Annotated in this window: 21 protein-coding genes; 7 read left to right on the top strand and 14 right to left on the bottom strand. The window is 68.4% G+C overall.

The window, feature by feature from the left end; all coding sequences use genetic code 11:
* Window positions 1-7 precede the first annotated feature (7 nt).
* From LC039_RS13755 to LC039_RS13730, 6 genes are all read left to right on the top strand, one after another.
* Window positions 8-241 carry a hypothetical protein gene (locus LC039_RS13755; RefSeq protein WP_226625087.1) on the top strand — a complete coding sequence of 78 codons (234 nt, stop codon included), beginning with the start codon at window positions 8-10 and terminating at the stop codon, window positions 239-241.
* A 107-nt stretch (window positions 242-348) separates the two neighbouring features.
* Entirely contained in the window at window positions 349-1,425 is a 1,077-nt protein-coding gene (locus tag LC039_RS13750; RefSeq protein ID WP_226625085.1) for a branched-chain amino acid ABC transporter permease, read from the top strand.
* A 53-nt stretch (window positions 1,426-1,478) separates the two neighbouring features.
* Entirely contained in the window at window positions 1,479-2,771 is a 1,293-nt protein-coding gene (locus LC039_RS13745) for an ABC transporter substrate-binding protein (RefSeq protein WP_226625083.1), read from the top strand.
* Window positions 2,772-2,837: 66 nt separating this feature from the next.
* Window positions 2,838-3,692 carry an ABC transporter ATP-binding protein gene (locus LC039_RS13740; protein ID WP_226625081.1) on the top strand — a complete coding sequence of 285 codons (855 nt, stop codon included), beginning with the start codon at window positions 2,838-2,840 and terminating at the stop codon, window positions 3,690-3,692.
* A complete protein-coding gene (gene thpR, locus LC039_RS13735; RefSeq protein WP_226625080.1) occupies window positions 3,693-4,268 on the top strand; it encodes an RNA 2',3'-cyclic phosphodiesterase in 576 nt (191 codons plus the stop codon). It begins immediately after the preceding gene.
* A gap of 25 nt (window positions 4,269-4,293) precedes the next feature.
* Window positions 4,294-5,526 carry a phenylacetate--CoA ligase family protein gene (locus LC039_RS13730; protein ID WP_226625078.1) on the top strand — a complete coding sequence of 411 codons (1,233 nt, stop codon included), beginning with the start codon at window positions 4,294-4,296 and terminating at the stop codon, window positions 5,524-5,526.
* 29 nt (window positions 5,527-5,555) lie between these two features.
* On the opposite strand, the gene LC039_RS13725 is transcribed toward LC039_RS13730, so the two are convergent.
* From LC039_RS13725 to LC039_RS13715, 3 genes are read right to left on the bottom strand one after another with little or no spacing between them, the layout of a single operon-like run.
* Window positions 5,556-6,749 (bottom strand): class I SAM-dependent methyltransferase, encoded by a 1,194-nt coding sequence (locus LC039_RS13725; protein WP_226625076.1) that lies wholly within the window; start codon window positions 6,747-6,749, stop codon window positions 5,556-5,558.
* Window positions 6,750-6,804: 55 nt separating this feature from the next.
* Entirely contained in the window at window positions 6,805-7,107 is a 303-nt protein-coding gene (locus tag LC039_RS13720; protein WP_226625074.1) for a DUF1992 domain-containing protein, read from the bottom strand.
* A gap of 39 nt (window positions 7,108-7,146) precedes the next feature.
* The gene (locus LC039_RS13715; RefSeq protein ID WP_226625070.1) at window positions 7,147-7,317 is read right to left on the bottom strand and encodes a hypothetical protein; all 171 of its coding nucleotides are present in this window, start codon (window positions 7,315-7,317) and stop codon (window positions 7,147-7,149) included.
* Between LC039_RS13715 and LC039_RS13710 the strand changes: the two genes are divergently transcribed.
* Window positions 7,306-8,265, top strand: a complete 960-nt coding sequence (locus tag LC039_RS13710) for an NAD(P)-dependent oxidoreductase (protein ID WP_226625068.1) — start codon at window positions 7,306-7,308, stop codon at window positions 8,263-8,265. The genes LC039_RS13715 and LC039_RS13710 overlap by 12 nt on opposite strands.
* Window positions 8,266-8,278: 13 nt before the next feature.
* Here the strand turns inward: LC039_RS13710 and LC039_RS13705 are convergent, their stop codons facing one another.
* From LC039_RS13705 to LC039_RS13655, 11 genes are all read right to left on the bottom strand, one after another.
* Window positions 8,279-9,373: an AbrB family transcriptional regulator gene (locus tag LC039_RS13705; protein ID WP_226625066.1), complete on the bottom strand. Its 1,095-nt coding sequence runs from the start codon at window positions 9,371-9,373 to the stop codon at window positions 8,279-8,281.
* 610 nt (window positions 9,374-9,983) lie between these two features.
* The gene (gene hemA, locus LC039_RS13700) at window positions 9,984-11,198 is read right to left on the bottom strand and encodes a 5-aminolevulinate synthase (protein ID WP_226625063.1); all 1,215 of its coding nucleotides are present in this window, start codon (window positions 11,196-11,198) and stop codon (window positions 9,984-9,986) included.
* A 2-nt stretch (window positions 11,199-11,200) separates the two neighbouring features.
* Window positions 11,201-11,626, bottom strand: coding sequence for a DUF302 domain-containing protein (locus LC039_RS13695; RefSeq protein ID WP_226625061.1), 426 nt, complete (start codon window positions 11,624-11,626; stop codon window positions 11,201-11,203).
* Between the two features lie 55 nt (window positions 11,627-11,681).
* Window positions 11,682-12,917 carry a c-type cytochrome gene (locus LC039_RS13690; protein WP_226625059.1) on the bottom strand — a complete coding sequence of 412 codons (1,236 nt, stop codon included), beginning with the start codon at window positions 12,915-12,917 and terminating at the stop codon, window positions 11,682-11,684.
* Window positions 12,901-14,154 (bottom strand): sulfite dehydrogenase, encoded by a 1,254-nt coding sequence (soxC, locus tag LC039_RS13685; protein WP_226625057.1) that lies wholly within the window; start codon window positions 14,152-14,154, stop codon window positions 12,901-12,903. The genes LC039_RS13690 and soxC overlap by 17 nt, the downstream gene beginning before the upstream one ends.
* A gap of 32 nt (window positions 14,155-14,186) precedes the next feature.
* Window positions 14,187-15,884, bottom strand: a complete 1,698-nt coding sequence (soxB, locus tag LC039_RS13680) for a thiosulfohydrolase SoxB (protein ID WP_226625055.1) — start codon at window positions 15,882-15,884, stop codon at window positions 14,187-14,189.
* A gap of 82 nt (window positions 15,885-15,966) precedes the next feature.
* Window positions 15,967-16,821, bottom strand: coding sequence for a sulfur oxidation c-type cytochrome SoxA (soxA, locus tag LC039_RS13675; RefSeq protein WP_226625054.1), 855 nt, complete (start codon window positions 16,819-16,821; stop codon window positions 15,967-15,969).
* Between the two features lie 92 nt (window positions 16,822-16,913).
* Window positions 16,914-17,243 carry a thiosulfate oxidation carrier complex protein SoxZ gene (gene soxZ / locus LC039_RS13670; RefSeq protein ID WP_226625052.1) on the bottom strand — a complete coding sequence of 110 codons (330 nt, stop codon included), beginning with the start codon at window positions 17,241-17,243 and terminating at the stop codon, window positions 16,914-16,916.
* Window positions 17,244-17,258: 15 nt separating this feature from the next.
* Window positions 17,259-17,675, bottom strand: coding sequence for a thiosulfate oxidation carrier protein SoxY (soxY, locus tag LC039_RS13665; RefSeq protein WP_226625050.1), 417 nt, complete (start codon window positions 17,673-17,675; stop codon window positions 17,259-17,261).
* 13 nt (window positions 17,676-17,688) lie between these two features.
* Complete coding sequence (gene soxX / locus LC039_RS13660) at window positions 17,689-18,168, bottom strand: sulfur oxidation c-type cytochrome SoxX (protein ID WP_226625049.1); 480 nt, start codon at window positions 18,166-18,168, stop codon at window positions 17,689-17,691.
* A 168-nt stretch (window positions 18,169-18,336) separates the two neighbouring features.
* A complete protein-coding gene (locus LC039_RS13655; RefSeq protein ID WP_226625048.1) occupies window positions 18,337-18,915 on the bottom strand; it encodes a thioredoxin family protein in 579 nt (192 codons plus the stop codon).
* Window positions 18,916-18,926 lie beyond the last annotated feature (11 nt).

Genomic DNA, 18,926 nt, shown 5'->3' with positions numbered 1-18,926 from the left:
CGGTGACATGGCGAAACTTGTGGCGATCCTGAACGTGGTGGCCTGGGCGGGCTTCTGGGCCTTCGGCTACCTCGCACTGACCGGCAGCGAGGGGCGCATACTGCCGGCGCTGCTGCTGGCGGCGGCGGGGGGCGCGGCGGGCCTCTGGGCCTGGTTCTGGCTGGTGCGGCACTCGGAGGCGACCGGCTACGCCGTGCCGCCGAAGCGCGCCTACCCCGAAGAGACGCACGGACCCGCCTGACGCCGGTCCGGCAGAGAGACAGGGTCGCGTGACCGGGGAAGAGGAGCCCCGATCCCGCGGCAGGACCTGAAGGAGCGGCGCAGAGGCGCCGGGAGAGGGAGAGACGGATGCTCTATCGCACGGCGGGGCAATTCAAGACGAGCTACAAGTCGGACATGGCGCTGTTCCCGGTCCGCCAGGACGCGGTGCTGCTGATGGTGATCCTCGGCTTTGCCTGGGTGGTCTTTCCGCTCACGGCCAGCGAGTTTGCTTTCCAGACATTGCTGATCCCGATCCTGATCTACGCGCTGGCGGCGCAGGGGCTGAACATCCTGACCGGCTACGCGGGGCAGCTCTCGCTCGGCACCGCGGCCTTCATGGGGGTCGGCGCCTATGCCTGCTACAAGCTGGTGACGCTGTTTCCCTGGATGAACCCGGTACTGGCGATCCTGCTGTCTGGATTCTTCAGCGCGGGGGTCGGCGTGGCATTTGGAATTCCTTCTTTGCGGATCAAGGGGTTCTACCTCGCAATTGCCACGCTGGCGGCGCAATTCTTCCTGGTCTGGCTGTTCGAGAAATGGGGCTGGCTCTACAATTACAACGCCTCGGGCGCGATCCAGGTGCCGAACCTCGACATGTTCGGGCTCTACGTGGCCGGGCCGCAGGCCAGCTCGATCGTGCAATACTACGTGGTGCTGGCGGTGGTCACGCTGATGACCCTGCTCTGCATCAATCTCACCCGCGGCAACCTCGGGCGCAGCTGGAAGGCGACGCGCGACATGGACATCGCCGCCGAGCTGATCGGCATCAACCTGATGCGCTCGAAGCTGACCGCCTTTGCCGTCTCGTCCTACGTGGTGGGGGTGGCGGGCGCGCTCTTCGTCTTCATGTGGCGCGGCGCGGCGGAGCCCAACCTCTTCGACATTCCGCTGAGCTTCCGCATCCTGTTCATCGCCATCATCGGCGGGCTGGGATCGATCCTCGGCAACTACCTGGGCGCCATCCTGATCGTCGGCCTGCCGGTGGTGCTGGGCACGGTGCCGCAGGCGCTGGGACTGCCGATCAGCTCGGCCATGGTCGAGCATCTCAACATCATGATCGTCGGCGCGCTTATCGTCTTCTTCCTGATCATCGAGCCGCACGGGCTCGCCCGCCTCTGGGCGCTGATCCGGGAGAAACTGATCATCTGGCCCTTCCCGCACTGAGGAGGCGCGGGCCGGGCTTTCTACATCATCGAAGTCCTTTGGGAGGAGACAGGATGAAAATGTTGACCAAACTGGCGGGGGCCGCGGCGCTTGGGGCGCTGATGGCCGGGGGCGCGATGGCCGAAGGGCTCTATGCACCGAACCTCGCCTACCGGACCGGGCCGTTTGCCGCCACCGGCATTCCGCTGATGAACGGGCAGAAGGACTACATGGAGCTGATGAACGCCCGCGACGGCGGCATCGGCGGCATCGCCATCGATTTCGACGAGTGCGAGACCGGCTATTCCACCGAGAAGGGCGTCGAGTGCTACGAGAAGACCAAGGGCAAGGCGATCGTGACCCAGCCCTGGTCCACCGGCATCACGCTGCAGGTCCTGCCCAAGACCAACGTTGACGAGATCCCCATCCTCGCGCCTGGCTACGGCTTCTCGCCGATGGCCGACGGCAAGGTGTTCCAATGGGCCTTCAACACGCCGCTGAGCTACTGGGACGGCGCGTCGATCCTGGTCAAGTACCTCGGATCGCAGGGGGACCTGAGCGGCAAGAAGATCGCCTTCCTGCACCTCGACCACCCCTTCGGCAAGGAGCCGCTGCCGTTCCTCGAGGCCGCGGCCGAGGCGCAGGGCTTCGAACTGGTGCCGATCCCCGTCGGCCTTAAGGAGATGCAGAACCAGTCGGCGCAATGGCTGCAGATCCGCCGCGAACGCCCCGATTACGTGATCATGTGGGGCTGGGGCGCGATGAACGCCGGGGCCATCACCGAAGCGGTGAAGACCAAATTCCCGATGGAGAACATGCTGGGAGTCTGGTGGGCCGGGCATGACGCCGACCTCAAGATCGTCGGCGAGGACGGCAAGGGCTACAAGTCTGTCAGCTGGTCCTTCCCGAACCCCGAGGCGCCGATCATGGCCGACCTGCAGAAATACGTGGTCGAGCCGGGCAAGACGCTGAGCAACCCCGAGGAAATGTCCGGCGTCTTCTACTCGCGCGGGCTGGTCATCTCGATGATCCTCGGCGAGGGCATCCGGGTTGCCCAGGAGCATGCGGGCAAGGCGGAGATCTCGCCGGCCGACCTCCGCTGGGGGCTGGAGAACCTCGACATCTCCGAGGCGCGGCTCGAAGAGCTGGGAATGACCGGCATGGTGCCGCCGTTCAGCACGTCCTGCGACAACCACACCGGCCACTCGGGCGGCTGGATCCTCGAATGGGACGGCGAGAAATTCGTCAAGGCTTCGGACCTCATCATGCCGGACTCCGACATGATCGCGCCGCTCGAGAAGAAGGCGGCGATGGACTACGCCGACGCCAACCAGCCCTGGCCGGTGAACGAGGCCTGCGGCGGCTGAGCTGACACCACCGGCGGCGGCGCGGGTGTCGCCGCCGGGATCCTGCGTATTTGGAAAGAGAAGAAGATGCTGGACGGAGTGCGAAGCGACGAGACCTCTTCCCGCGACGGCGCGGCGCGCGAGAGCCTGCTCGAGGTCAACAATATCGAGGTGATCTACAACCACGTGATCCTCGTGCTGAAGGGGGTGTCGCTGGCGGTGCCGCAGGGCGGGATCACCGCGCTGCTCGGCGGCAACGGCGCGGGCAAGACCACCACGCTCAAGGCGATCTCCAACCTGCTGCATTCGGAGCGCGGCGAGGTCACCAAGGGCACGATCTCCTATCGCGGCGAGCGGGTGCAGGATCTGGACCCGGCGGCGTTGGTCAAGCGCGGGGTGATCCAGGTCATGGAGGGGCGGCACTGCTTCGAGCACCTGACGGTGGAAGAGAACCTGATGACCGGCGCCTTCACCCGGCGCGATGGCAAGGCCGCCGTGCAGCGCGATCTGGAGATGGTCTACGACTATTTCCCGCGCCTGAAGGAGCGGCGGAAAAGCCAGGCGGGCTATACCTCGGGCGGCGAGCAGCAGATGTGCGCCATCGGCCGGGCGCTGATGTCGCGCCCCGAGATGGTGCTGCTGGACGAGCCCTCGATGGGGCTGGCGCCGCAGCTTGTGGAGCAGATCTTCGAGATCGTGAAGGCGGTCAACGAGGGCGAGGGCGTATCGTTCCTGCTGGCCGAGCAGAACACCAACGTGGCGCTGCGCTATGCGCACTACGGCTACATCCTCGAAAACGGTCGGGTGGTGATGGACGGGCCGGCGCAGGCGCTGCGCGAGAACCCGGACGTGAAGGAGTTCTACCTCGGCATGTCCGACGAGGGGCGGAAGTCGTTCCGCGACGTGCGCTCCTACCGCCGCCGCAAGCGGTGGCTCGCGTGAATGCGTGCCTTTCTCGCGCTGCCGCTGCCCGAGCCGCTGATCCCGTCGCTGCTGGCGGTGCAGGAGGCGGTGCCGGTGGGGCGCGCGGTGCCCGAGGAGAACCTTCACGTGACCCTCGCCTTCCTCGGAGACGTGGAGGAGCCGGAGTTGCGGGAACTGCATTTCGAGCTGGAGGGGCAAGCGCTGCCGGGGTGCTGGTTGCGGCTGGCGGGGCTGGAGAGCTTCGGAGGGCGATCGCCGAAGCTTCTGGCGGCCGCGATCGCGCCCGAGCCGGGGCTCTCGGCGCTGCACGGGCGCATGGTGCGGGCCTGCCGCGCCGCCGGCATCGCGCTGGAGCGGCGGCGGTTCCGGCCGCATGTGACACTGCAGCGTTTCGGCGCGGGTCTGCGCGGCGAGGGACTGGCGCGGCTTGAGCGGGCGGTGGCGGCGCAGGTTGCGCTGACCAGCGGGGCGGAGGCGGCGGAGGAGCTGCGGCTCGTCGCCTCGACGCTGACCCCCGAGGGGGCGGTTTACGACACATTGGCAGCCTACGGGCTGCCATCCCCGTCCGGCGATGCCGGGAACGGGGCAGGATAGGACTGGGCTGAAAAGGGAGGCTCGGATGAGCAGTTACTACGACGATCTGGAGACCCGCAGCACGGCTGACCGTGCCGCCGCGCTCGCCGAGGCGCTGCCGGCGCAGGTCGCCCGCGCGCAGGCGCTGCCGGGCTATGCGGCGCTTCTGGCAGGTGTCGATGCCGGCGCCATCACCTCGCGCGAGGCGCTGGCCGCACTGCCGGTGCTGCGCAAGTCGGAGCTTGGCGCCGCGCAGAAGCGCGCCGCCCCCTTCGGCGGTTTCACCACGCGGCCCGCCTCGGGCTTTGCGCATGTCTTCCAGTCGCCGGGGCCGATCTACGAGCCGGGCGGGACCGAGCACGACTGGTGGCGGCTCGGGCGCTTCCTGCACGCGGCCGGGATCGGTGCGGGCGATATCGTGCAGAATTGCTTCGGCTACCACCTGACGCCCGCCGGCATGATCTTCGAGAGCGGTGCCCGCGCGGTGGGTGCGGCGGTTCTGCCCGCCGGCACCGGCCAGACCGAGCTGCAGGTGCAGGCGGCGGCGGATATCGGCGTCACCGCCTATGCCGGGACGCCCGATTACCTGAAGATCATCCTCGACAAGGCCGAGGCCATGGGGGTCGAGCTGGGGATCACCAAGGCGGCGGTCTCGGGCGGGGCGCTCTTTCCCTCGCTGCGGGAGTTCTACGCCGAACGCGGCATCGCCTGCCTGCAGTGCTATGCCACCGCGGACCTGGGGCTCATCGCCTATGAGACGCCGAGCATGGAGGGGATGATCGTCGACGAGCAAGTGATCGTTGAGATCGTCACCCCCGGCACCGGCGACCCGGTGGCCGAGGGCGAGGTCGGCGAGGTGGTGGTGACATCGCTCAACCCCGACTACCCGCTGATCCGCTTTGCCACCGGCGATATGTCCGCCGTGCTGCCGGGGGCGAGCCCCTGCGGGCGGTCGAACATGCGGATCAAGGGCTGGATGGGTCGCGCCGACCAGACCACGAAGATCAAGGGCATGTTCGTGCGCCCCGAGCAGGTGGCGGCGCTTGTGGCCCGCCATGTCGAGATCGGCCGGGCGCGGGTCGTCGCCAGCCGCGAGGGCGAGATGGACGTGATGACCGTGCGGATCGAGACCTCGGGGCAGGGCAGCGCGCCCGATGCCGGGGCCTTCGAGGCCAGCGTGGCGGAGCTGCTGAAGCTCAAGGGCAAGGTCGAGCTGGTGGCGCCGGGCGGGCTGCCACGCGACGGCGTGGTGATCGAGGACGCGCGCAGCTACGAGTGAGGCGCAAATCCCTTCAAAGGGATTTGGCCCTAGCGCAGCAGCGCGGAGTAGAGCAGCAGGCCCCAGGGCTCCAGCGCCTTGTGGACCTGCGCCCAGCCGGTGCCGAAGGTGATCGGATCGATCCTCGCGGCCTGCGCGATCTCGTTCAGGCTGCGGCGCCCGTCGATCCCGGCGAGCAGCGGCGCGGTGCCCTTGGGCAGCGTCAGCGTGGCCTGCGCCCCGCCCATCTTCACCGGCAGCGGTCGGCCCTGCGCCACCGCCTTGGCCAGCGCCGCGCGCTGCACGCCGCGCAGGTGCGGCACCAGCCTGCGGTCCGACGGGGTGGCCTTGGTGTCCTCGGAGCCTGCGGGCACGGCATAGGCGGTGTGCATGCGGATCGTGCCGCGGAGCTTTTCCGCCGTGGCCATCTGGGTGGCGGCGTCCATGCCCTCGGGCACCTCGGTGATCTGTGCCAGATCGTAGAGCGCGGGGGTGGTGAATCCCGCCAGCCGCCAGCCGGTCTGCGCCAGCGTGGCGAGCAGTTCGGGCACCGCGTAGCTGCGGTCCTGCCCATGCAGCAGCAGGTCGTAGAAGCCCGCGTCCGAGGTGTGGTGATCGCCGAGGTTGCGGTTGGCGGCGAAGGGGTGCCCCTCGGGCAGCTCGGCAACGAGGCGCTGCGCGCGGGCCAGCCGCTCCTGCGGCGGCTGCCCGTCGAAGAGCGCGCCGAAGGCCTCCTGCAGCGGGTAGACGCCGGACCGGCCATAGGGCGCGTAGACCATGAAGCCGAGCCCGCCGCCGGGGGCGAGGGCGGCGCGCAGGGCGGCAAATCCCGCCTCGGGCTCGGGCAGGTGGTGCAGCACGCCGCAGCAGTCGATGTAGTCGAAGCTGCCGTAGTCCGGCGCGTCGAGCAGGCTGGCGGTGTGGAAGGTGATGCCGGTGAGGCCGCGGACCTTCGCGCGGCCTTCGGCGACCGCGCGCGAGGCGGTCGAGAGATCGAGATAGGTGATCTCGTAGGGCTTCTTTGCGGCCGTCAGTAGCGTAGCGAGCTGGATCAGGCCGTCGCCGGTGCCGCCGCCCGCCACCAGCACGCGCAGCGGTTTGGACCAGTCGCGCGCGCCGCGCCAGAGCCAGTGATCCATTTCCAGTGGATGCGAGGGCGAGCCGGTGATCAGCCGGGTCTTCTCGTCCTGCGGGTCACGCTCGGGATAGGGATAGCTTTCGTACTGCTCTTTGACCGTGACCATGCCTCGTCCTCTCGTTGCCGGAAGTTCTGGCACGGCGGGGCGGAAAGGCCAAGCCTCAGCGCGACTTGCGCTCGATCTCGAGCCGGGCCTCGAGCAGCGACATGTCCTGGATGAGGCGGCGCCGGGCATCGCGGTCCGAGGTCTCGCGCAGCTCCTCGCGCAGGGCCGAAAGCTGTCGCGAGAGCGCCACCGCCTGCGGCACGGCGCCATTGTCCTTGAGGATGCGGTTGAGCACCGCGTTCTCGGGGTCGTCGCAATCCGGCAGCGGTTTCCCGGCCCCTGGCAGGTTCTCAAAGGCGCCCTCGGCCTCGGCCTTGGCGATGCGCGCGTTGATCAGATCGATGAGCGGGTGGTCCATGGGGGCGGTCCGGGAGGCATTTTCTGGTCGCTGCCGAGGTTAGCGCGCGGCGGCGGCGCCGTCACGGGGAAAGCGGCGCAGGCGGGCCACGCCGCGCCCTCCTGCCGCGGTGGAGGCGTTGAACTCCCCTGCCGGCCCCGTGATAAGCGCGGTGGAGACGGTGGAGACGGTGGAGACGGTGGAGAAGGACGCAGGAGCATGACGGCACATCGCGCGATGCAAGGGGTTTATCTTTCGGATCAGTATGATCTGTCGGCCCTCTACGGTCCGGCGATCACCGCGGCGGCACAGGGAGACCTTCGCATTGCGACCCCGGCCGGGATCGACGCTCCGGAAGAGGTGGAGTTCGCCCTGTGCTGGCAGCCCGCGCCGGAGGCCTTTGCCGCCTATCCCAACCTGAAGTTCGTCATGGCGGTCGGGGCCGGGGTAGACGCGCTGCTGGCGCATCCGGGGCTGCCCGCGGATCTGCCGGTCTGCCGGGTCCGCGATCCGCACCAGGGTCAGCAGATGGCGGGCTACGCGCTGCACGAGATCCTGCACGTGGAGCGCCGCTTCCCGTGGATGGCCCGCAACGCCGCGTCGCGCCTCTGGAAGGAGCCGCCGCTGCGGGTGCCGGGCGATGTGCAGGTCGCGGTGCTCGGCGGTGGCAGCATGGGGCGGGCGGTGGCGCAGGGCGTCGCCGCGCTGGGGTTCTCGGCACGCGTCGCCACCCGGCGGGCGCCGGAGGATCCCTTGCCCGGCGTCCGATACCTTCACGGCGCGGGCAGCGTTCCCGCCGCCGCCGAGGGCGCGGATTTCCTCGTCAACGTGCTGCCGCTGACCGCACAGACCGAGAGCATCCTCGACTTCGCGCTTTTTGACAGGATGGCGCGGGGAGGCTGGCTGGTGCAGATCGGGCGCGGCGAGCATCTGGTGGAGGCAGACCTCATGGCGGCGCTGGATGCGGGCCTGCTGGCGGGCGCGAGCCTCGACGTGGCCCGGGTCGAACCATTGCCCGACACGCATCCGTTCTGGGGCGACCCGCGCCTGCGCATCACCCCGCATGTGGCCAGCGCCGCCACGGCGCGCAGCGTGGCCGAGCAGCTGCTGCAATCGGCGCGGGAGGCACGGCAGGGCCGGCGTCCGGCGCTCGCGGTGGACCGCGCCGCCGGGTACTGACCGGCCGGGCCGTCTAGGCGTCCGGCTCGAAAGCGGGGCGCCGGGCCTCGACCCGCGCGGCGACGAAGCGGGCGATCATCGGCCCGGTCGCCAGCACGATGATGAAGCGCAGCGTCTGCATTGCCATGACGAAGGCCATGTCGACATTGCTCGCGGCGGCGATCACCGCGACGGAATCCGCGCCGCCGGGGCTGGTGGCGAGATAGGCGGTGAGCGGGTCGACCTCGGCGAAGACCACCAGCGCTACTGCCATCAGCCCGCAAAGGCCCATCAGCAGCAGCACCGACAGGATCAGCCGCGGCAGGGCGCGCGCGGTGTGGCGCAGGATGTCCCGGCTGAACCGCAGCCCGATGGTCCAGCCGATCACCGCATAGGCCAGCGCCATCATCCACGCCGGTGTCACCGGGGTCAGCCAGCCAAGTCCGTTGGCGAGGGCGCCGAGCAGCAGCGGGATCAGGAAGGTGCCCGCCGCCATGCGGGTGAGCCGGGTCAGGCCGATGCCGAGGACGATGAGGATCAGCGCATCGAGCAGGCCCCGGTCGGGCGCGGGGAACCACGGGACCGGCGTGCTTGCGAGCTCGGGGGCGCCGACCCAGAGGCGCGCCACCAGCGAGGCGCCCGCCGCGACCATGACGACGCGCAGGTATTGCATCACCGCGACGAGCCGGATGTCGGCGCCATGCGCCTCTGCAAGGAAGACCATTGCCTGCGCCGCGCCGGGGGAGGAGCCCCAGACCGCGGCGCTGCCCGGCAGCACCTGCCGGATCGCCAGCACGTAGCCAAGCAGCGCGGCGGCGATGATCACCGAGACCACCCCGGCAGCGAAGAGCGGCCAGTCGCGCGCGATCTCGGGCAGCACCGAGGCCGGGATCTGCCCGGCGATCATCGTGCCCACCGCCGCCTGCGCCAGCTCGAAGAGCGGGCGCGGCGTGGAGATGGCCCGCCGGCCAGAGAGCAAGCCGCTCGCGGCCAGCGCGATGGCGGCGAGCATCGGCCCCAGCAGCAGCGCCGCTGGGAAGTGCACCAGTTCGAGGCCGGTGCCGAGCAGCGCCGAGAGCAGGAAGAGTGCGAGCCACGCCGGGAGGCGGGCAGAGGTGAGACGGGCCATGAAGCCTCCGCTCGGGACTGGGATGGCGCAGCGGCCGGACGGCCGATGCAGGCGCTGCGCGCCTGCCGGTCGATGCGCGGGCCTGCGGAGACCGGATCCGCCCCTCGGGTCAGCCACCGCGCCTAGCAGGAAACGGATCGTGCCGGGAATGTCCAGAGCAACCGCGCCCTAAGGATACGCCCTTACCCGCGGCGCGGGCTGACATGGCAGGGGCGGGAATACACGTCGTCGCGCCGCATCTGCGAGGTAATTTACTTGAAATATATTTGCTTAGGGCGTGCACTTAAAGTGGTTTGGGGCAAACTGGTCAGCCCGAAACCACCCGGCCAGTTCGGTCGCGCCGGATGGGCGCCTGCGTGGTCGCGCCCTGCGCACGAGCGCTTCCGTCCCCCGCGGGCGACTTGCAGCGCGCCTCCCGATGGCTGCGATGGTAGGGTGGCGGGCCTATGTCCTCCATCATCTTTCCACGGACAATTTCGGCAAAGGTCCGCGAGCACAGGCACATGCCGGGCGTGCTGTTGGGCCGCGCGCAGAATTGCCCGAGGGCAGGCCCGCACATGCAGGAAACGCCGCGCGCGGCGCGGCGCCCTCGTCCGGTGCGGTCGGCGCGTTACTGCGCCGCCATCGGCCTCCGCGCGAGCTGGCATTCGGCCCAGAGCGCTTCGAGCGCCAGCACCAGCCGCCGGATGTCCTCGGCGGAATGCACCGGCGAGGGGGTGATGCGCAGCCGCTCGGTGCCGCGCGGCACCGTGGGATAGTTGATCGGCTGGATGTAGATGCCGTGCTCTTCGAGCAGCCGATCCGAGATGTAGCGGCACTTCTGCGGGCAGCCGACCATCACCGGGATGATATGGCTGGGGTTCGGCAGATGCGGCACGCCGATGCGGTCGAGCGCCTCGCGCACGCTGGCCACCGCCCGGCGCTGCGCGGCGCGTTCGAGCTGCGAGCGTTTCAGGTGTGCCACGGCGGCACGGGCGCCTGCGGCGACAGCCGGGGGCAGCGCGGTGGTGAAGATGAAGCCCGAGGCAAAGCTCCGGATGAAGTCGCAGAGCGTGGCCGAGGCCGCGATGTAGCCGCCCTGCACGCCGTAGGCCTTGCCCAGCGTGCCCTGGATGAGGTCGATCCGCTGCATCAGCCCCTCGCGCTCGGCGATGCCGCCGCCGCGCGGGCCGTAGAGGCCGACCGCGTGCACCTCGTCGAGGTAGGTCATGGCGTTGTAGCGCTCGGCCAGATCGCAGATCTCGGCGATCGGGGCGATGTCGCCATCCATCGAGTAGACGCTCTCGAAGGCGATCAGCTTGGGCCGGTCGAGGGGCAGGGCGGCGAGACGGCGCTCGAGGTCCGCGAGGTCGTTGTGCTTCCAGATGATCCGCTCGGCCTTGGACTGGCGGATGCCCTCGATCATCGAGGCGTGGTTGAGCGCGTCCGACAGGATCACCAGACCCGGGATGCGCGCGCCGAGCGTGCCGAGGCTCGCCCAGTTCGACACGTAGCCCGAGGTGAAGAGCAGCGCCGCCGACTTGCCGTGCAGGTCGGCCAGTTCTGCCTCGAGCAGCACGTGCTCATGCGTGGTGCCCGAGATGTTGCGCGTGCCGCCCGCGCCCGCGCCGCAGGTGTCGAGCGCGGTGTGCATCGCTTCCAGAACCTCCGGATGCTGCCCCATGCCGAGGTAGTCATTGGAGCACCAGACGGTCACCTCGCGGTGCTCGCCGTGGTGTGTGGCGGCGGGGAAGGCCCCGCGGTGGCGTTCCAGTTCGGCGAAGTGGCGGTAGTTGCCGTCGGCCTTGAGCGCGTCGAGCTGCGCGCGGAAAAGGGCGTCATACATGGTCAGAACTCCGTGGCGGCGGCGACAATGCGGGCGAGCAGCGCGTTGACCGGCGCCATGCTCTCGCGCGCGTAGCTGCGGTAGCCGATGGCGGTCTCGCCCTCGCGGCTTTCGACGAAGATTGCATAGGGGCAGAAGGCGAGGTTCTCGGGGTCCGCCTCCATCACCTCGCGCGAGGTGGTGGCGGAGCAGAACAGGTAGACGTCGGCGGCGTCGTAGAGATGGGTTTCGGCGCCGATGTCGGCGCCGGTGCGGGCCAGCATCTCGCCGACGCGGCTGACGTGATCGACCACCAGCCCCTCGCCGATGATCGCGTTCTCGAGGGCAAAGGTCGCCTCGTCGAAGGAGCCGTCATAGGGCTGGGTGACGACCTCCTGCGCCACGGCGGCGGCGGGCAGGGTGGTCAGCAAGGCGAGGGTCTTGAGCATGGCGGGCCTCCGTTGTGCGTTGCCCGGCCGCGGTACGCCGCGGCCGGGCCGTCTGTCATTCGGCGAAGGTCGAAAGGTAGGCGATGACCGCGTCGATATCCTCGGGCTTGCGCAGGCCGGCGAAGGACATCTTGGTGCCCTTCATCGCGTCCTTCGGCTTCTCGAGGAAGGCGTGCAGGCGCTCCGGGGTCCAGGTGTCGCCGGCGCCGTGAGCCTCCTCGAAAACCTTCGAGTAGCGGAAGCCGTCGACCGAGCCGATACCGCGCCCGACCACGCCGTTGAGCTCGGGGCCGGACTTGTTCTTCGCGCCGTCGCCCACCGCGTGGCAGGACATGCACTTCTTGAACACCTTCTCGCCGGCGGCGACCAGTTCAGGGTCGGCAGCGGCCGGAGCCGGGGCGGGCTCGGCCGCGGCGGGGGCGGCATCCGTGGCGACCGCGGCGGCATCGGTGCCGGTCTCGGCGGAGGCCACCTCGACCGTTTCGGCAGGGGCCTCGGCAGCGGGGTCAGTCGCCGCCTCGTCCGCGCCGTGGTCCGGGGTCACGTCGAGCACCGTGGCGCGCATGGTGATCTCGACGCTGTCCTTGCAGTCGGTCATGCAGGGCTCGCCAGTCCACTGCGGGTACTCGGTCTCGGGCCGGTCATCGATGATGAAGCCCTCGGCATTGGGCAGGTCGACCTCGGTGAAGTTCTCGTTCGACAGGACGAAATCCTCGTCCACGATGAAGTTCGAGTAGAGGATGTAGGCGGTGATCGCGTAGACCTCGTCGGGCTCCAGCGATTGCGCGTTGCCGAAGGGCATCGAGCGATGCACGTAATCCCAGGCGGTCGACAGGTGCGGCCAGTAGCTGCCCACGGTCTTCACCGGATCCTTGTTGGCCAGCGTGTCCTCGCCGCCGGCCAGCTTCGGCCAGTTGCCCGCGCCCTCGGCGAACTCGCCGTGGCAGACCGCGCAGTTTTCCGAGAACAGCATCTCGCCATCCTCGACCGAGCCGCTGCCGGGCGGCAGGCCGGTGCCGTCGGGAGAGACATCGAGGTTCCAGGCGGCGACCTCCTCGGGCAGCGCCTCGCGCCCGATGCCGAGGGGGCCGTCCTTGGGCGCCTCGTCCGCATGGGCGGCGGCGACGAGCCCGCCCGCCGGGGCAGGCGCTGCGGCGACCTCGAGCGGGGTCAGCGTCCGCAGCCCTTCGGGCGCCTCGGCCACGAAGCGGTCGGCCATGTTGACCGCGAAGGTCAGGGTGACCGCGATGCCGCCGAAGACGCTGCCGTAGAGTTTAAGAGACTTCGACATTTTCGGCCTCCCCGTTCGGTTTGACCCACCAGGTCTGGATGCAGTTGTTGTGATAGACCGAGTTCTCTCCGCGCACGTCGCGCAGCTGCGCCTTGGTGGGCTGCACGTAGCCGGTCTCGTCCATGGCGCGGGACTGCAGGAACATCTCTTCGCCCGTCCATTCGGTGTCGAGATAGAAGCGGGTCAGCGCCTTGTTCTCGCCCTCGCGCGCGAGCCGCGCGGTCTGCCAGGTCTTGCCGCCATCGGTGGAGACGTCGACGCGGGTGATCTTGCCATGACCCGACCACGCAAGACCGGTGATCACCAGCGGGCCGTGGCCGTGCTTGATCGGCGATTGCGGGCTGGGGGAGGTGACCACGGATTTTGCGTCCATCACCCAGGTCCACTTGCGCGAGGTGCCGTCGGCCAGCGTGTCGGTGTACTTGGAGGTCTCCTCGCGGCTTTCCACGGGGCCGTCCATCACCTCGATGCGGCGCAGCCATTTCACCCACATGTTGCCTTCCCAGCCGGGCACCACGAGGCGCACCGGGTAGCCGTGCTCCTTGCGAAGCGCCTCGCCGTTGGCCTTGAAGGCGACGAGCACGTCGTCGAGCGCCTTCTCCATCGGGATCGAGCGGCCGTTGGAGGAGGCATCGGCCCCCTCGACGTAGACCCACTTGTCGGTGGTGGCGGGCAGGCCCGCCTCGCGCAGCAGAGTGCGCAGCGGCACGCCGGTATATTCCATGTTGTGGATCATGCCGTGCGTGAATTGCGCGCCGTTGAGCTGCGCGCCGGCCCATTCCATGCCGGTGTTCGCGGCGCATTCGCAGAAGTAGACGTGGTTCTCGCGCGGGAAGCGTTCGAGATCCTCGTAGGTGAAGACCAGCGGCTTATCGACAAGCCCGTTGATCATCAGCCGGTAATCGCTCTTGCTGAGCTCGATCGCGCCCGAGTGGTGCCGCTCGAAGGCGCAGCCCTGCGGGGTGATCGTGCCGTCGAGCGCGTGGATCGGCGTGAAGTTGATCGAGCTGATCGGGTCGGCGGTCAGCCACGGCACGTTGCGGCGCACCACATCGTCCTCGAAGCGGATCGGCATCCCATAGGGGGTGGCATCGACGCCGTCGCCGAGGCCCTGCGCCCAGGGTTGCACCTCGGTGATCAGCGGATCGGGCTCTGCGGCACGCGCGGCCCCTGCGGTCACCGCCACCGTGGCGGCCCCCTGCAGGAAGGCGCGGCGCGAAGTCTTCGGTTCGCTCATTCTGTCCTCCTTTGTTCTCTTGGGGCCCTGCGTCATGCGCCCACGACCTCGACCGAGGTGTTCTCGCCGAGCTGCACGCGGCCAAGGCTGCGGATGTGGCTTTCGACGACGTCCCAGATCGGCGGGCCCTCGGTGCCCTCGTTCACGCTGGCCCAGCCGGCGACAGTGTAGCTCTTGGCCGGGTCGATCGCCTCGCCGGTCTTCAGCAGAACCATGTCCGAGACGCGCTGGCCCGCCGGGGCGGTGACGTCGATGCGGTAGCCGAGGCCGCCGACGCGGACCATGTCGCCGCCCTGCTGGTAGTAGGGATCGGGGTTGAAGATATTGTCGGCCACGTCCTCGAGCACGATCTTCAGGAATTCCCCGGTCATCTCGGAACGGTACGCCTCGGGATAGCTCATCGAGGTGACGTTCCAGAGATCCTCGCGGGTGATCGGATCGCCCTCGAGCAGCGACGGCCCCCAGCGCACGCCGGGCGACAGGGCAATCTGCGCGTCTCTCTGGGTGAGCAACGCGTCGCAGATCAGGTCGTCCCAGGTGCCGTTGAAGTTGCCGCGGCGGTAGAGCGTGGTGTCGGTGTGGCCGATGACTTCGGAGAGCTTGTCGGCATAGGGCGCGCGCTCGGCGTCGATCAGGGCGGTCATCTCGGGATCGGGGGCGATCACGTCCGAGAAGATCGGGATCAGCTTGTGGCGGAAGCCCATCATCCGGCCACCCTGCACGTCGAGATCGACGCGGGAGACGAACTTGCCGTTCGAGCCCGAGGCAATGATGATCGTCTCGCCCACCAGCACCGGCTCGGGCAGCGCGTCATGGGTATGGCCCGAGAGCAGCACGTCGATGCCGGTGACTTTCTCGGCCATCTTCTTGTCGACGTCGAAGCCGTTGTGGCTCAGCACCACCACCAGCTCGGCGCCACCCGCGCGCACCTCGTCGACCATTTCCTGCATGCGCTCGTCGCGGATGCCGAACGAGTATTCCGGGAACATCCACGAGGGGTTGGCGATCGGCATGTAGGGGAAGGCCTGGCCGATCACAGCGATCTTCACGCCGCCGCGCTCGAAGAACTTGTAGGGCTGGAACAGCTCGGCGGGCTCGTCCCACTCGGCGTCGAAGATGTTCTGGCCGAGTGCGGCGAAGGGCAGCCCCTCGACGATCTCGCGCACCCGCTCCGAGCCGAGGGTGAACTCCCAGTGGAAGGTCATCGCGTCGGGCTTCAGCAGGTTCATCACGTTGACGCAGTCCTGCCCGGCGGTCTGGTAGCAGGTGTAGCTGCCGTGCCAGGTGTCGCCGCCATCGAGCAGCAGTGCATCAGGGCGTTCGGAGCGGATCTGCTTTACCACGGTCGCCACCCGGTCCATGCCGCCGACACGGCCATAGCCGCGGGCGAGGGCGGTGAAATCGCCCGAGGAGAGGGCGTAATGGGAGGGGGAGCCGTCCTCGATGCCGTACATCTTGCGGAACTCGGCGCCGGTGAGATGGGGCACCTCGCCGCGGTTGCCGCCGACGCCGATGTTCACCGAGGGCTCGCGGAAGTAGATCGGTTTGAGCTGCGCATGGATGTCGGTGATGTGGATCAGCGAGACGTTCCCAAAGGCTGGCATGGCCAGAAGGTCGTCCTGCGTCAGGCGCTGCTGCGCCGCGAGCCGCGCCCAGTTGCCGAAGCCGGAGCCGCCGTAGGCCGCCGCGGCAGCCATGGAGACCTGGAGGAAATCACGTCGGGAGATCATCGGGTTATCCTCATACGCATTCAAATGCGTGAATTCGTTTGGGAAGAGAAACCCCGCGCGAGCAACTCGCGCGGGGCAGGGATCAGTTGCGGACGGAGGGGCCTTCGACTGACAGGCCGTTGCCGCGCGACGCGACGTAGAGTTCCAGAGCGATGAACTCGGGGCTGCCCGGCGAATAGGTCTCGGCGCGGGTGTCGCGCACGCAGCCCTTGAAGCGCGACTGCACCCCGTTGAGCTGCGCGTTCTTCAACCGGTAGGTCGGGAAGCCGTTGATCTGGCCCTGGCTGAGATGATCGGCGCGGATGTAGTTGCCGTAGTTCTGCTCGTGGCAGTTGGCGCAGGACAGCTCGAGCTGGCCGGTGCGGGTGTAGTAGAGTTCCTTGCCCTGCTCCCAGACCGCCTCGACCGGACCGTCGATGGCCACGTCGACCGGCATCCCGCGCGACACCGAGGCCAAGAGCGCCTCCATGTTGATCGCGTCGGCGCTGTCGTATTTCCAAGGCTCGGCGCCCATGCGCTCGGTGCGGCAGCCGTTGACCTGCATCTGCAGGGTGCGGACTTCCTCGGCCTCGTCGTTCCACTTGGGATAGCTGGCCTTGACGCCGGCCATCTCCTCGGGGGCGCCGTGGCAGGAGGCGCAGCTCTCGCCCTCGGTGCCCTCGACCATCTCCCACTGATCCCGCGCCTGGTCGACGAAGATCATGCCGGGGTTGTCGAAGTCGTCGAGTTCCAAGGCCTGGGTCTCGTCCGAGCGGAAGTGCCAGCCCGACATCACCTCGTCCATCGTGTCCGACAGGAAACCGGGGGCGGGGGCCTTGGTAGTGATCTCGATCTCGCCGTTGATGACCAGTTCGTCGTCATCGGGCCCGCCGGCCTGCACCACCAGCGGTGCGGCCAGCAGGGCGAGCGCGGTGAGCGCAATCGCCTTGCGTGTCATGTGTCTCCTCCCTCTAGTTGGCCCGGCCGTGCAAGAGGTCGGGCGAGACGGTTCGAGGTGGCCCGGCTCCTCTCCGGACCACCCGCCGTGTGTCAGCCGATCTCGATCGGCTTGGTCTCCGTGTAGGTGGAGCCGTCGTCGTCGTACCAGGTGAAGGTGAACTCACCGGCCTCCGGCACCAGCGCCTCGAACTCGAAGTAGGGGTTGGTCGAGATCGCCGGCTCCATCTTCACGTCGATGACGTTCTGGCCGTTGAAGTCGCAGGTGAAGCGGTTGATGATCGAGCGCGGGATGACGTTGCCGTCCTTGTCCTTGCGCTGGCCGCTTTCCATCGGGTGGCTGATCAGCGTCTTGAGGGTGACCACCTCGCCCGCCGCAGCGGACTTGGGAACCTTGACGCGGGGTTTCACTCCGGATGCCATCTGTCTTGTCTCCTCTTAGCCGCCGCAGCCGCCGATGGTGACCTTCACGGTCTTGGCGGTGCGCGCGAAACTGCCGTCCTCGAGCTTCGCCACCGCGATCACCTCCTGCGTTCCGGCAAGCCGGATGCGGGTGGATGCCATGCGCGAGCCCGCGAGGGGGCCAAAGGCGAAGGTGGCAACCGCCGGGGTCGGGTTTCCGGCGGCGAGCACCAGGATTTCCGACGCGCCGGGCGCGTCCACGCTGATCGGCACGGTGTTGCCGTTCTCGGCGATCTCCGGCGCGGTCAGATCCACGCCGCTGTCTCCAATGTCCGCGCCGCCGGTGAACTCGGCGATCATGTCCTCGACTGAGGCGTTGGCGCGGAAGGGCAGAACCGTCAGCGCCATGGCGCCGAGGGCAAGCCCGAATGTATCTCGTCTGGTCAGGCGCATGCCGTCTCCTCTCTCAGCTGTCCTGAAGGGTCATCAGGAAGGCCACCACGTCCTCCACCTCCTGGGCGGAAAGGATCGGCGGCAGGTCTCCGTTCGCGGCCTTGCCGGTGTAGCCGTCGCCGGGCCGGATGAAGCCGCTGGTCTTGTAGAAGGCGGGCATCACCGTGCCGTCGAACATCTTCTTGGCGTTGGCGACGATGCCGCGCAGCTCCGCCGCGGAGCGATAGCCGCCGACGCCGTCGAGCGGCGGGCCGACCTCGCCGTGGAACGGCGCGTCGGCGAGCGCGGTGACCGCGTGGCAGGCCACGCAGTTGCCCTTCGACCTGGTGGTCATGATCTCGGCGCCCCGGTCAGGATCTCCCGGGGTGCCGGTCAACGAAGCCTCGACCTCGCCGTATTCGGTGAAGCTGACGTCATCCGGGACGGTGCTGCCGGCCAGTGCGGCGGATGCAACGATCCCGATGACGGACGCTAGTGCGACCGTGGTTTTCATGTCTCCTCCCCTTCCATGTCTTGAATGCTACGGCACACATTGCACTTTTTGCAACAACAAATTCATAGCCGTGAATTTAAAGATATGTCGGCGGGCCGACAGCCTCCCCGCGTGGTGATGTCGCGGCGGCGTGCCGCGTGACAGAGCCGCAGGAACTCTCCCGATTTGTCAGTTCTTTGCGCGATCTTCTTCGAGTTTGCGTGCGTGGTACTTCTGGAATGGCTCGTCGCCGTCGTAGCCCTTTTCGAGCACCCATTGCAGCATGTGGCGGGTGGTGCCTTTCTCGAAAGCGCCGGGCATGACGGCCACCGCGGCCTGTGGCGCGGGCAGCTCTTTCAGATCCTCCGGCAGGAAGATCATGGTCGGGGTGAAGAGCATCCCCCAGCGCCGCACCATGTCTTTCTCGGGCAGCACCGTGCCGTCGAGGTCGGTCACCTCGACGTCGCCGAACATGTTGATCTGGATGACGAAGAAGTCCTCCGAGAGCAGCTTGGCGATCTCCGGCTGCGGGAAGACCTCCTCGTGCATCTTGGTGCAGTAGATGCAGCCGCGCTGCTCGATGAGAATCAGCAGGCGCTGACCGGCGGCGTTCGCCTCGGCCAGATCCTCGCGCAGGTCCTTGAAGGTGTCATGCATCCAGGGCGCCTTGTGCAGCCCGTCGTCGCCAAGCTGGGCGGCGGGCGAGGGCAGGGCTGCGGCCAGCGCGAGCAGCGCGGACGTCGCCAGCGTGGGGAACAATCGTGTCATCGGTCTCCTCC

Origin of the sequence: Alloyangia pacifica (assembly GCF_020524285.1) — a bacterium.
GTDB lineage: Bacteria > Pseudomonadota > Alphaproteobacteria > Rhodobacterales > Rhodobacteraceae > Salipiger > Salipiger pacificus_B.
This window is presented reverse-complemented; position numbering and strand designations above follow the sequence as displayed.